This is a genomic window from Sediminibacterium sp. GW821-FHT12F12 (assembly GCF_058806635.1).
The window spans coordinates 282,212-295,508 of the sequence record NZ_JBXAPW010000003.1 but is presented as its reverse complement, the minus strand read 5'-3'; the positions used below and the strand labels follow the sequence as shown (position 1 = coordinate 295,508).

The following is a 13,297-nucleotide window of genomic DNA, read 5'->3' as shown; positions in this document are numbered from 1 at the left end:
GAAAAATTATCAATATACAAAAGCCGTAAAGACCTATACCTCTGCCCTTTTCAACGCTTCGAGGTATTTCTGCCGGATAATGGTCTGTACCGGCACATGATTGATCTTACTCTCCAGCCAGGAAATAATATCGAGGTACATAAAGGCTCGACTTTCGAGCCGGCTTTTTTCAAGGGGTTTCAAAGTAGCCAGTAAGGTTTCGAACTGCGGCTTCAGTTGTTTGGGCGATAGGCGGAAGGATTTGCGCAGGAAACCAAAGATCTCTTCTTCCACTGTACTCAGGTTCTGCATTTTGTACATGAAGCGGTATACCGATTTAAGGAGATATTCCAGCAGTTCAAAATTACCGAGTTCATAATGGGCTATCAGGTGCAGCAGCCTCGCATAACATTGCAGGTCTGTTCGCAGATCCACTTTCCAGTTGATGATCTTGTTCAGGTAGTCGATACTTTTGTCAGCATCGCCACTACCGAAGTAAAGGGAAGCTATTTTATAATAGAATACCAGCACGCGGTGACGGTCGAGATACAATTCAAAGGCATCCAGTTTCTCTTCAATATACGGCACCAGTTCCAGCCCTTCGCTGAAAGTGCCTTCCATAAAATGTTTGTTCAGCTTGGAAATATTGAGATAGATAAAGGTCTGGATCAGGTTATTGCGGTTCTGCTGTATCACCGGTGTTTGCATGAACTGCTCAAACTGCTGGAGGGTATCGTTGAATTTCTGGTAATTGCGCAGGTCAAAATGGGCGCCCATCAGGTTATGCAGGCCTTTGATATAATGTGCTGTTTCAATTTCAATCATCCGTGGCCGGGCCTCGAACAGGTCTACCCATTTCTGGCAATACCGGTAATATCCCAGAAAGTTCTGGGTAATGAATGCATGCCAGCAATAACACTGGTACAGGTATAAGCGCTCGTAAAATTCTTTTACATCTTTGGCGCGAAGGATGGCCGGATCGTTCAGAAAAGCATCTACAGCCGCGGTATCTTCCTCGTTCCGGGCATGGCCGTTTTTGATGTACCAGCTATAGAGTTGCAGCGACAGGTTCGACAATACACTGATCAGTTCCAGGCGCTGGTTCACTTCATTTACTTCACAACTCAGTTTTTCTGCCCGGTCCTGCATACTGCGGGTAATATGCAGCGATTCGATCTTTTTCTCCAAAAACAATGCCTGCAGCTGGTAAGTTACCTGGTTATTGCTGCGGGCAAGGTCCTTGATCCGGTCCAGGATCTTCAGGCTTTGCAGGTATAGTCCTTTATTGTATAATAGCCGGGCAAAATCGAGTTGTTCATGCAGTATCAGGTCAATATTCTCTTCCTGGTTCAGCAGCCGCAGACTCACCAGGATCTCGCGGTAGAGATGGGCTTTCAGGTTCGATAACTGCTGTTTCTGGATCGAGGGGGTTTTAACTAACAACTGTTCTTCATCGTACAGCTTCATTTTATCCAGTGCATCAAATAGCTGGATCACTTTCAGGTCGCCGGAACCCGAATTCCGGGTCATATAGAGCTTAAAGTTCCGCTTCTCTGATCTTTCCAGTGATTGGATCAGTTGAAATAAAGCATCGGTGGAACGGTTAGGCATCGTATTTGTTTTTAACTAAAATCCAGTACCGGTAAGGGTTTTATGGCTTTTTACCGGGTTTATAGAGTGTAAAATACCGTCAATTTTGGTCTTGTTTCCTGTATTACACAAAGTACATTCGAAAATGGCAGGCTATGAGCTTTGTTATTAACGGCAATCGATAACAAAAGTAATAGCCTGCCTTTTCATCTGAAAATTAGCTTAAAAAATATTAATGGATCAGCAGGTCTTCATATTCGATACTACCCTCCGCGATGGCGAGCAGGTACCCGGTTGTAAACTCAATACCAAAGAGAAACTAACCCTGGCCCTGCACCTGGAAGCATTGGGGGTGGATATTATTGAAGCAGGTTTCCCCATTTCGAGCCCCGGCGATTTTGAATCGGTGACCGAGATCTCCAAAATAGTGAAAAACGCTACTATCTGCGGACTCAGCCGGGCGGTGCAGAAAGATATTGAAGTGGCAGCCGAGGCGCTGAAGTTTGCGAAACGTCCGCGTATACATACCGGAATCGGCACATCTGATTACCATATCAAGGCCAAATTCAATGCTACCCGTGAGGAGATCCTGGCCCGTGCCGTTCAGTCGGTAAAATGGGCGAAGAATTTTGTAGACGATGTAGAGTTTTACGCCGAAGATGCCGGCCGTACCGATAACGAATACCTGGCCCGTGTGGTAGAAGCCGTGATCAGAGCCGGTGCTACCGTAGTCAATATCCCGGATACCACCGGTTATTGCCTGCCACAGCAATACGGCGAGAAGATCGCTTTCCTCAGGAACAATGTACCTAATATAGATAAAGCGATCCTGTCATGCCATTGCCATAACGATCTGGGACTGGCCACGGCCAATTCCATCGCGGGTGTGATAGCCGGTGCAAGGCAGATCGAGTGTACCATCAACGGTTTGGGCGAAAGGGCCGGTAATACCTCACTGGAAGAAGTGGTGATGGTACTGAAACAACACAAACACCTGGGTTTATATACGAATATCAATACCCGGATGCTGAACCCGCTCAGCCGCGAAGTGGCTGATACCATGCGGGTACCTGTGCAGGTGAACAAAGCCATTGTGGGTGCCAATGCATTTTCGCATTCATCCGGCATTCACCAGGATGGCTTTTTGAAGGATTCGCTTACTTACGAGATCATTAATCCCGAAGAAGTGGGAGCAGAAGGCAGTAAGATTGTATTAACTGCCCGGAGCGGACGCAGTGCACTGGCACACCGCTTCCAGAAGATCGGTTATGAGTTTACACGTAACGATATAGATGTTCTCTATGAATCATTCCTGCAGGTAGCAGACAGGAAAAAAGAAGTTGAGGAAGAGGACCTGCACCAGCTGGCCAAAGCTTATAAAGCGGAGCCGGCTATCGCTTAGGATTTTCTCATCAGTATAGTTTTAGTTTGAGAGCGTGGTGTTTCTACACCACGCTTAATTTAAATTTGTATGGCAAAGACATTATTTGATAAGATCTGGGACAAACACGTAGTACAGAAAATAGAAGATGGCCCTTCTGTATTGTATATCGACAAACACTTTATACACGAAGTAACGAGTCCACAGGCATTTAACGGAATTGAAAAAAGAGGCCTTACCGTATTCCGTCCGCAACAGGTAGTAGCTACAGCCGATCACAATGTACCTACGCAGAACCAGCATTTACCTATCAAAGACGAACTCTCGCGTTTACAGGTACAGCAACTCATCGAGAATTGTAAGAAACATCATGTTGAACTGTATGGCCTCGGGCATCCTTTCCAGGGCATTGTGCATGTGATAGGGCCCGAGTTGGGAATTACCCAGCCCGGCATGACCATTGTGTGTGGTGATAGTCATACCTCAACGCATGGAGCCTTCGGTACCATTGCCTTTGGCATCGGCACCAGCGAAGTGGAAATGGTATTTGCCTCGCAGTGCCTGCTGCAGACAAAACCCAAACTGATGCGCATCAATATTGAGGGAGAGCTGCATCCGGGTGTGGTATCCAAAGATATCATCCTCTATGTCATTGCGAAGATCACAGCGAGTGGGGCTACCGGCTATTTTGTAGAATATGCCGGCTCTGCTATCCGTGCCTTATCCATGGAAGCAAGGATGACCATCTGTAATATGAGTATTGAAATGGGCGCCCGTGGCGGCATGATTGCACCGGATGAAACTACTTTCAACTATATCAAAGGCCGCCAGTTTGCACCTGGTGTTGCACAATGGGATAAAAAAGTAGCGCAGTGGAAAGAATTGTACAGCGATGCAGATGCTGTATTTGATGCAGAAATCAATATCAATGCATCAGAGATTCAACCGATGATCACGTATGGTACTAACCCCGGACTGGGCATCGCCATTAACGGAACTATTCCTGTTACAGATACGATACCGGATGAAGGAGAAAGAAATAATATTATCAAAGCTTTGAAATACATGGGACTGGAATCCGGTAAACCGTTACTGGGTATGCCGGTTCAGCATGTATTCATTGGCAGCTGTACCAACTCGCGTATTGAAGATTTACGGTTGGTAGCGGCATTGGTAAAGGGAAGAAAGAAAAACGAACAGGTGCAGGTGATGATCGTGCCGGGTTCGCAGCAGGTAGCGAGGCAGGTGCAGGCAGAGGGCCTGGATCAGATCTTTAAAGAAGCCGGCTTTGAAATACGCCAGGCGGGCTGCAGTGCCTGTTTGGGAATGAATGAAGACAAGATTCCCCCGGGCGAATACTGCATCAGTACGAGTAACCGGAATTTTGAAGGCAGACAGGGCGCAGGCGCCAGAACCCTGCTGGCCAGTCCGTTAACCGCTGCCGCTGCTGCCATTACAGGGGTAGTAACAGATGTAAGAGAATTAATTTAAAAGAGAAAAACGTTGTGCGTTCAGCATTAAGTAGATATCATGAAACCCTTACAGAAAATACATAGTCGTTTTGTTCCGCTTCCCATGGAAAACGTGGATACCGACCAGATCATTCCGGCACGTTTTTTAAAAGCCACTACCCGCGATGGGTTTGGCAAGAACCTGTTTCGCGACTGGCGTTATATGGATAATGACGAGAGCAAACCCAAATCCGATTTTGTACTGAACCAGCCACAGTACAGTGGCGAGATACTGGTAGCGGGTAAAAATTTCGGATGTGGCTCTTCAAGGGAACATGCTGCATGGGCCCTGCAGGATCATGGTTTTAAAGCAGTGGTATCCAGTTTTTTTGCCGATATCTTCAAGAATAACGCATTGAACAATGGCGTATTACCGGTGAAAGTGAGCGATGCTTTTCTGGCAGAACTGTTTTCATTGGGCAACGAAGCTACCATCAGTATCGATGTGGCTGCCCAGACCATCACCATTGATGCTACGGGTGCACAGGAAGTGTTTGACATCAACACCTATAAAAAAACATGCCTCTTAAACGGCTATGATGATATTGATTACCTGATCAGCAATAAAGCACAGATAGAAGCTTTTGAAGCGCAATTGACATCTTAATTTTATGACAGCATCTCCTCTTTTGCAGGTAACAGGCCTTACAGTACAGCTGTCAGGTCGGCCTGTGTTGCAGGATCTGTCTTTCAGCCTGACAGCAGGCCAGCGGCTGGCAGTGATTGGTGCGTCCGGCTCTGGCAAAACCAGTTTGATCAAAGCATTGGCTGGACAGTTTTTTTCCCGCGGAGAAATTATTTTTCATAACGATTGCAGGCCAAGGATGGCGGTGATTGCACAACAACATCAGTTTAAGAATTTATCCAACCTCAATTCTTTTTATTACCAGCAGCGGTTTAATTCCAATGATGCAGAAGATGCACCAACAGTAACTGAAGTATTATCGGAGATCACAAACGATGAAAGCCTGCTGGCAGAAACACTTGCGTTATTGCAGATCTCTCATATTGCCGATACCCGTTTGATCCAGTTATCCAACGGGGAACACAAACGGTTTCAGCTGGCACAGGCTGTTTTGCTAAATGCCGAATGGCTTTTGCTCGACAGCCCTTACACGGGCCTCGATATCGCTGCCAGGGCCCTGCTGAATGAGCTGCTGGATACACTGGCAACCCGTGGCATTCATTATATACTGGTAACAGCAGATGCTGATATACCAGCTTCTGTTACCCATGTGGCGGTACTGGCGCAAGGTAAACTGGGTAATATGATCAGCCGTGTAGAGTATGCTGCCCAACCCATTGTGCCCAAATACAATGATGCGGTAAGTGATAGATTCATCGCTTCCTGCAAAACCATTCCGCCGGCATACACGTATCCTGATTTTTCAGTGGCCGTCCGTATGATAAATACGAGTGTGGTATATAATAACCGAACCATCCTCAGTCATATCAACTGGGAAGTGAAGAAAGGAGAGTGCTGGAGTGTATCGGGTCATAATGGTTCCGGTAAATCAACTTTGCTCAGTCTGGTGAATGGCGATAACCCGCAGGCTTTTGCCAATGAGATCTATCTATTTGACCGGCGCAAAGGCAGTGGGGAAAGTATCTGGGATATCAAACAGCAAATCGGGTATGTGTCTCCTGAATTACATCATTATTTTGATTCGGCCGCTACTGCTCTTGAAGTAGTGGCTTCGGGTTTGTTTGATACGATCGGTTTATTCAGGCAATTATCGCAGCAGCAGCGTTCCATTGTTGAGCAGTGGATCGCAGTGCTGGATTTGACTGCTATCAGTCAGCAATATTTCAGGCAGTTATCCAATGGCCAGCAGCGACTGGTGTTACTGGCCAGGGCACTGGTCAAGAATCCTCCCATGCTGATACTGGATGAGCCCTGCCAGGGACTGGATAGTGAAACCACGGCACGTTTTATCGCATTGGTGAATACGATCTGTGTAGAGATGCAGAAAACATTGATATACGTTAGTCACTATACAACAGAAATCCCTTCCTGTGTTACCCGTTGCTTACAACTGGAGCAGGGAAAGGTGGCAGCATAAAACGAAGAAATACTATCTGATATGGAAAAGAAGATTGCGGTAATATTAGGAGATGGCATTGGTCCGGAAGTGACGCAGCAATCCATCAAAGTACTGAATGCCATTGCGCATCGCTATGGGCACCAGTTTCATTACAGTTATGGCATCATGGGTGCAGATGCGATCGACAAAACGGGAAATCCGTTACCGGATGAAACCATTGCTACCTGCCTCGCCAGCGATGCGATCTTATTCGGTGCTATCGGTCATCCCAAATATGACAATGACCCTACCGCCAAAGTGAGGCCCGAACAGGGATTGCTGAAGCTGCGTAAAGAGTTGCAGCTGTTTGCCAATATCCGACCCATTACTACCTATCATGCACTGCAGCATTTGTCTCCGCTGAAAGCGAAACAACTGAAGGGGATCGATTTTGTGATCTTCCGCGAGCTGACCGGTGGTATTTATTTCGGTAAGAAGGAATTGAGCGAAGACCAGACCCGTGCTTCGGATGATTGTGTATATACCAAACCCGAAATAGAAAGGGTAGCGCACCTGGCTTTTCAGTATGCACAGAAAAGAAAAAAGAAATTAACGCTGGTAGATAAGGCCAATGTGCTGGAAACCTCCCGTCTCTGGCGTAGAGTGATCCAGGAGATCGCTGTGCAGTATGCCGATGTGGCGGTAGATTATATGTTCGTGGATAATGCAGCCATGCAGATCATCCTGAATCCCGCGCAGTTTGATGTGGTATTAACTGAAAATATGTTTGGTGATATCATCAGCGATGAAGCCAGTGTGTTAAGTGGTTCACTGGGATTGTTGCCTTCTGCCTCAGTAGGTAATCAATCGGCTTTGTTTGAGCCGATCCACGGTTCTTACCCGCAGGCTGCCGGAAAAGATATTGCCAACCCACTGGGTTCTGTGCTATCAGCTGCTATGATGCTGGATCATTTCGGCATGGAAGCGGAAGCACATGCCGTGCGCGAAGCGGTGGCCTGGACCTTATCGCATGGTTTTGTTTCGAAAGATATAGACCCGGTGAATAATTATACCACTACTGCTATCGGCGACCTGATCGTAGATCATATAGAGCGCCACAGAGACAGCGGCAGACGCAGCAACAATGCGAGTTTGAATCAGTCTACGATCATCTGACACTAACACACGTTTGTGAAAAATAAACGGGTGTTTTGAAAATAAATGAAAGAGTTCTTTGTTTTTTGCGATGGTGGGAGTACTTTTGATTTAATACATCATCCATGTTAAGAGGCAGAACAAATAATGTGAATACGGTTATTACAGTCATTGCGATTGTGATCGTCATTATTATTCCTGCACTGCATGGAGGATGAGTTTATACAGTATAAAAGATACTAAGCATATAAGCCCCGCCTCCAAAAAGGCGGGGCTTTTTATTACCCAGAAACTTTTGGAAAGTTCTAAACTTTCCAAAAGTTGAAAGCTAAAACAAGATGTATGGCCAATTATTACAACGAGAACACGGTACTCTACCTCAATGGCAGCTTTGTAAAAGCGTCGGAGGCGAAAATGGATTTTTACAGCCAATCGTTTCATTATGGCTATTCTGTTTTTGAAGGGATCCGTTCTTATCGTACCGTAACCGGTGAAACCAAAATATTCAAAGCAGAAGCCCATTATGAGCGTTTGAAGCATTCGGCAGCAGCATTGAATATGCCCTATACCTGGTCGGCAAGTGAGCTGATTGCAGCAACCTATGAGTTGCTGGCCAAAAATAACCTGCAGGATGCCTACATACGTCCGGTGGTATATGCGCCGGCCAATATGAGTTTTAACCTGAATACGGAATCTTTTATTGTGATAGAAGTGTGGGAAATGGCGCCGTTCCTGGGAGATAAACTGTTACGAGTGATGAGTTCTTCTTTCCAGCGCCCCAATCCGAAAGGGTTTAAAATTCATGCGAAAGCAGCGGGTCATTATGTGAATTCCATCCTCGCCAGCCAGGAAGCCAAGGCAAATGGTTTTGATGAAGCCCTGCTGAGTGATATGAACGGCAATGTGGCAGAAGGTCCGGGCGCCAATGTGTTTTTTGAAAAAGAAGGCCGTTTATATACCACGGCACTGGGTAATATCCTGCCCGGTATTACCAGGGCAACGGTACTCGAGATCTGTGAAGAGCTGCATATACCGGTAGAAGAAAAACTCTTCACCAAGGAAGATATGTATGGGGCAGATGCCGCTTTTTTCTGTGGCACCGCAGCCGAAGTGATCGGCATGCATTCACTGGACGATCAACCCTTTACAATGGCGTGGGAAAATACCGTAAGCAAACAGATCCAGGATGCGTATAAAGAACTGGTTGTAGAAAAGAAAGGAGTCCTGATAAATGAAGTGTTGGGAGTGGAGTAGTGAGTAGTCAGTAGTGAGTAGGGGCGCGAGCAAGCAATTACAGCCTACTCACTACTGACCACTCACACACCCTTTTTCGTTAGAAGTAAAACATAAGAAAATAAAACCTTTCATCCGAAAGGAAACAAAACAAGCAGACCGTTGACATCATGGCAAACGAAATCAATAAGTACAGTAAGACATTAACGCAGGACGTAACGCAGCCCGCTGCACAGGCTATGTTATATGGTATTGGCTTAACAGACGAAGACCTGCAAAAAGCGCAGGTGGGCGTGGTAAGTATGGGTTACGATGGTAACACCTGTAACATGCACCTGAACGACCTGGCACAGCTGGTGAAAAAAGGCGTATGGGAAAACGATCTGGTAGGATTGATCTTTAATACCATAGGTGTGAGTGATGGCATGAGTAATGGAACCGATGGTATGCGTTACTCACTGGTGAGCCGTGATATTATTGCTGATTCTATAGAAGCTGTTTGCGGTGCACAATATTACGATGGGGTGATTGCCTTGCCGGGCTGTGATAAAAATATGCCGGGCTCCATCATCGCTATGGGCAGGTTAAACCGTCCGGCTATCATGGTGTATGGCGGAACCATAGCACCGGGGCATTACAAGGGGCAGGATCTGAATATCGTTTCTGCATTTGAAGCGCTCGGACAAAAACTGGCTGGTAACCTGGAAGAAGCCGATTTTAAAGGCATTGTCAAACATGCCTGTCCGGGTGCAGGTGCCTGTGGTGGTATGTACACAGCCAATACCATGGCATCGGCCATTGAAGCATTGGGAATGAGTTTACCATATTCCTCTTCCAACCCTGCCTTGAGTGATGAGAAACAGAAAGAGTGTTTAGACGCAGGCAAAGCCATTAAGTTATTGCTGGAAAAAGATATCAAGCCCAAAGATATCATGACACGGAAGGCATTTGAAAATGCGATTACCATGGTGATGGTGATGGGTGGAAGCACCAATGCCGTATTGCATTTACTGGCCATGGCCAAAAGTGTGGATGTAGCATTGACACAGGATGATTTCCAGGCTATCAGCGACAGGGTGCCTGTGCTGGCAGATTTTAAACCCAGTGGTAAATACCTGATGCAGGATTTGCACCAGTATGGCGGTGTGCCGGCTGTGATGAAATATTTATTGCAGAAAGGATTGTTACACGGCGATTGTTTAACTGTAACCGGCAAAACAGTAGCTGAAAATGTAGCCAGCGTGCCTGATCTGGATTTTGAGCAGCAGAAAATTATTCTGCCTATTGAACATCCGGTAAAAGCAACCGGACATCTGCAGATATTATACGGCAACCTGGCCGAAGGGGGAAGCGTGGCCAAGATCAGCGGAAAAGAAGGTGAGTTGTTTGAAGGTCCGGCGCGGGTATTTGATGGTGAGCATGAACTGATCAACGGCATCAACAGCGGTCGTATTCAACATGGTGATGTGGTGGTGATCCGATATGTGGGCCCGAAAGGTGCACCTGGTATGCCGGAAATGCTGAAACCTACTTCGGCTATCATTGGTGCGGGTCTGGGTAAAAGCGTTGCGCTGATCACGGATGGAAGATTCAGTGGCGGTACCCATGGTTTTGTAGTAGGACATGTAACACCTGAAGCATTTAAAGGCGGACTGATTGGTCTGGTGCAGGACAATGATATCATTGAACTGAATGTGGCCACTAAAAAAATGACTTTGAAAGTGAGTGAGGAAGAGATTGCGAAGCGCCGAGTCAGCTGGAAGCAGCCTGCACTGAAAGCAACGAAAGGAATCCTGTTCAAATATGCACAACAGGTGAAAGATGCTTCGGAAGGCTGTGTTACAGACGAGGCCTGAACTTCATCTCCCCCAAAGGGGAATTACCAAAGAAAAAAAGATTGTATGAGTACAATTGAAGAAATAAAAACAACCACTAACCCCGCACCCAAAGTGATCTGTTCAGATAAAGGCAGTGAGCTTACCGGTTCACAGGCGGTATTGGAAGCCTGTTTGATAGAAGGGGTGGATACTATTTTTGGTTATCCTGGTGGCGCCATTATGCCCATCTATGATGCGCTGTACGACTATAACGATAAACTGAAACATATCCTTGTTCGCCACGAGCAGGGAGGTATTCATGCGGCACAGGGATATGCCCGCGCTTCGGGCAGGGTAGGTGTAGTGTTTGCTACCAGTGGTCCGGGAGCCACTAACCTGGTTACGGGTCTTGCAGATGCCATGATCGACAGCACCCCCATTGTAGCCGTTACCGGCCAGGTGTTTGCGCATTTGCTGGGTACCGATGCTTTTCAGGAAACAGATGTGATCAATATTACCACACCGGTTACCAAATGGAATTACCAGGTAACCGATGCCACTGAAATTCCTGCTGTACTGGCGAAAGCTTTTTACATCGCCCGCAGCGGCAGGCCCGGTCCGGTGCTGATCGACATTACCAAAAATGCACAGATGCAGAAATTCAGTTACGAAGGGTATACCCCTTGTAACCATGTGCGCAGTTACCGGCCCAAACCGATTGTACGGAAGGAATACATAGAGGAAGCGGCAGCGTTGATCAACGCGGCAGAGAAACCCTTTGTGATCTTTGGCCAGGGAGTGATACTGGGAAAAGCGGAAAAAGAATTCAAAGCCTTTATTGAAAAAGCCGGCATCCCCGCCGCCTGGACCATTTTAGGATTGAGTGCGCTGCCAACGGATCATCCGCTGAATGTAGGTATGCTGGGTATGCACGGCAATTATGGTCCGAATGTAATGACCAATGAATGTGATGTATTGATAGCCGTGGGTATGCGATTTGACGATCGCGTTACCGGAAGGCTCGATAAATATGCCAAACAGGCCAAAGTGATACACCTGGATATTGATCCATCAGAAATTGACAAAAATGTAAAAGCGGCGGTAGGTGTTTGGGGCGATTGTAAAGAAACCCTGCCCCTGTTAACCAAACTGGTAGAAACCAAAGTGTATCCAACGTGGGTGGAGAAATTCCGCGCCTGCGATGCGGAGGAAAATAAGGAAGTGATTTTTGAAGAATTACATCCCACTACCCAAAAAATGACGATGGGTGAAGTGATGCGAAACCTGAATGACCTTACCGGCGGTAATGCCATTATCGTAACCGATGTGGGCCAGCACCAGATGGTGGCCTGCCGCTATGCTAAATTTAACCAGAGTAAAAGCAATATCACTTCCGGCGGTTTAGGTACAATGGGTTTTGGTTTACCCGCAGCCATTGGTGCCAAATTTGGCGCGCCGGAAAGAACCGTGGTAGCTATCATTGGTGATGGTGGTATGCAAATGACCATCCAGGAACTGGGAACCATTATGCAAACAGGAGTAGCGGTGAAGATCCTGATCCTTAACAATGAGTTTCTGGGTATGGTTCGTCAATGGCAGCAGCTGTTTAACGACAGGCGTTATTCATTCGTGGATATAGCCAGTCCGGATTTTGTGATGGTAGCCAAGGGCTATGGCATTGAAGGAAATAAAGTAACCGATCGTGCCAACCTGAAAGCGGCTTTGCAAACCATGCTGGAACACGAAGGATCTTATCTGCTGGAAGTGATGGTAGGTAAAGAGAACAATGTGTTTCCGATGGTGCCGCAGGGTTGCAGTGTGAGTGAAGTGCGATTAAAATAATACTATTAACCGAATTGTATAACCAATTCCCCGTAGAGGGGCTTAGGGGGTAAACATGACAAAACAGGAATTTACCATTACCGTATATACTGAGAACCATATTGGCTTACTGGTTCGTATTGCCACCATGTTTTCGCGCAGGAAGATCAATATTGAGAGCCTGAACACTTCTCCATCCGAAGCGGAAGGTATTCACCGTTTTACGATCGTGATCAACGAAACCGAAGATGTGGTACGTAAACTGGCGCGCCAGATAGAGAAGCAGGTAGAAGTACTGAAAGCTTACTATAACAACAATGATGAAATTGTTTGGCAGGAGCTGGCTTTGTATAAAGTACCTACGGATGAGATCGCCGAAAAAGTAAAAGTAGAAAGATTGCTTCGCGAACATGGTGCCAGAGCCGTTGTGATCAGGAAAGATTATACCATTTTTGAAACCAGTGGTCACCGCGAGGAAACCGATAAACTGGTAGAAGTGCTGGCACCCTACGGACTCATTGAATTTGTACGCAGTGCCCGGGTGGCCATTATCAAAGAGAGCAAGGGTTTTCATGAAAAACTGAAAGAATTTGAACAGGCCGAACCGGGGGAGGAACTGGTAGAGAATGAGTTTCTGGATAAACAGGATGAAGTGTTTACGATGTGAGTAGTGAGTAGTGAGGGGCGGCAAAGATAATATATACTCACTACTGACAACTGACCACTCACTGAGCAATAGCGAACCGGAAGTACAAGTGAGTGACACAACGAAGATGAGGGAAGAAC

Annotated in this window: 10 protein-coding genes; 9 read left to right on the top strand and 1 reads right to left on the bottom strand. The window is 46.6% G+C overall.

Going from position 1 to position 13,297, the window contains the following annotated elements; all coding sequences use genetic code 11:
* Window positions 1-33 precede the first annotated feature (33 nt).
* Window positions 34-1,590 (bottom strand): hypothetical protein, encoded by a 1,557-nt coding sequence (locus AC1RNB_RS06410; protein WP_493081710.1) that lies wholly within the window; start codon window positions 1,588-1,590, stop codon window positions 34-36.
* A gap of 214 nt (window positions 1,591-1,804) precedes the next feature.
* Here AC1RNB_RS06410 and AC1RNB_RS06405 point away from each other — a divergent pair, with 214 nt between their 5' ends.
* The 9 genes from AC1RNB_RS06405 to ilvN all read left to right on the top strand — a co-directional run bounded on the left by AC1RNB_RS06405 (window position 1,805) and on the right by ilvN (window position 13,178).
* Entirely contained in the window at window positions 1,805-2,971 is a 1,167-nt protein-coding gene (locus tag AC1RNB_RS06405) for a 2-isopropylmalate synthase (RefSeq protein WP_493081708.1), read from the top strand.
* Between the two features lie 69 nt (window positions 2,972-3,040).
* On the top strand, window positions 3,041-4,441 hold the full coding sequence (gene leuC, locus AC1RNB_RS06400; RefSeq protein WP_493081706.1) for a 3-isopropylmalate dehydratase large subunit: 1,401 nt from the start codon (window positions 3,041-3,043) through the stop codon (window positions 4,439-4,441).
* A 39-nt stretch (window positions 4,442-4,480) separates the two neighbouring features.
* Window positions 4,481-5,068, top strand: a complete 588-nt coding sequence (gene leuD / locus AC1RNB_RS06395; protein ID WP_493081704.1) for a 3-isopropylmalate dehydratase small subunit — start codon at window positions 4,481-4,483, stop codon at window positions 5,066-5,068.
* Window positions 5,069-5,072: 4 nt separating this feature from the next.
* A complete protein-coding gene (locus AC1RNB_RS06390) occupies window positions 5,073-6,524 on the top strand; it encodes an ATP-binding cassette domain-containing protein (protein WP_493081702.1) in 1,452 nt (483 codons plus the stop codon).
* A 21-nt stretch (window positions 6,525-6,545) separates the two neighbouring features.
* Window positions 6,546-7,661 (top strand): 3-isopropylmalate dehydrogenase, encoded by a 1,116-nt coding sequence (gene leuB / locus AC1RNB_RS06385; RefSeq protein ID WP_493081700.1) that lies wholly within the window; start codon window positions 6,546-6,548, stop codon window positions 7,659-7,661.
* Window positions 7,662-7,982: 321 nt separating this feature from the next.
* Window positions 7,983-8,894 (top strand): branched-chain-amino-acid transaminase, encoded by a 912-nt coding sequence (gene ilvE / locus AC1RNB_RS06380; RefSeq protein WP_493081698.1) that lies wholly within the window; start codon window positions 7,983-7,985, stop codon window positions 8,892-8,894.
* A gap of 149 nt (window positions 8,895-9,043) precedes the next feature.
* Window positions 9,044-10,729 (top strand): dihydroxy-acid dehydratase, encoded by a 1,686-nt coding sequence (gene ilvD, locus AC1RNB_RS06375; protein ID WP_493081696.1) that lies wholly within the window; start codon window positions 9,044-9,046, stop codon window positions 10,727-10,729.
* Between the two features lie 45 nt (window positions 10,730-10,774).
* A complete protein-coding gene (gene ilvB, locus AC1RNB_RS06370; RefSeq protein ID WP_493081695.1) occupies window positions 10,775-12,532 on the top strand; it encodes a biosynthetic-type acetolactate synthase large subunit in 1,758 nt (585 codons plus the stop codon).
* 55 nt (window positions 12,533-12,587) lie between these two features.
* Window positions 12,588-13,178: an acetolactate synthase small subunit gene (ilvN, locus tag AC1RNB_RS06365; protein ID WP_493081693.1), complete on the top strand. Its 591-nt coding sequence runs from the start codon at window positions 12,588-12,590 to the stop codon at window positions 13,176-13,178.
* The last annotated feature ends 119 nt before the right edge of the window (window positions 13,179-13,297 follow it).

What these genes read in the sequence shown, in the direction of transcription:
- AC1RNB_RS06410 (WP_493081710.1), bottom strand. Translation starts at nt 1,590, where the DNA reads ATGCCTAACCGTTCCACCGATGCTTTATTTCAACTGATCCAATCACTG.
- AC1RNB_RS06405 (WP_493081708.1), top strand. Translation starts at nt 1,805, where the DNA reads ATGGATCAGCAGGTCTTCATATTCGATACTACCCTCCGCGATGGCGAG.
- leuC (WP_493081706.1), top strand. Translation starts at nt 3,041, where the DNA reads ATGGCAAAGACATTATTTGATAAGATCTGGGACAAACACGTAGTACAG.
- leuD (WP_493081704.1), top strand. Translation starts at nt 4,481, where the DNA reads ATGAAACCCTTACAGAAAATACATAGTCGTTTTGTTCCGCTTCCCATG.
- AC1RNB_RS06390 (WP_493081702.1), top strand. Translation starts at nt 5,073, where the DNA reads ATGACAGCATCTCCTCTTTTGCAGGTAACAGGCCTTACAGTACAGCTG.
- leuB (WP_493081700.1), top strand. Translation starts at nt 6,546, where the DNA reads ATGGAAAAGAAGATTGCGGTAATATTAGGAGATGGCATTGGTCCGGAA.
- ilvE (WP_493081698.1), top strand. Translation starts at nt 7,983, where the DNA reads ATGGCCAATTATTACAACGAGAACACGGTACTCTACCTCAATGGCAGC.
- ilvD (WP_493081696.1), top strand. Translation starts at nt 9,044, where the DNA reads ATGGCAAACGAAATCAATAAGTACAGTAAGACATTAACGCAGGACGTA.
- ilvB (WP_493081695.1), top strand. Translation starts at nt 10,775, where the DNA reads ATGAGTACAATTGAAGAAATAAAAACAACCACTAACCCCGCACCCAAA.
- ilvN (WP_493081693.1), top strand. Translation starts at nt 12,588, where the DNA reads ATGACAAAACAGGAATTTACCATTACCGTATATACTGAGAACCATATT.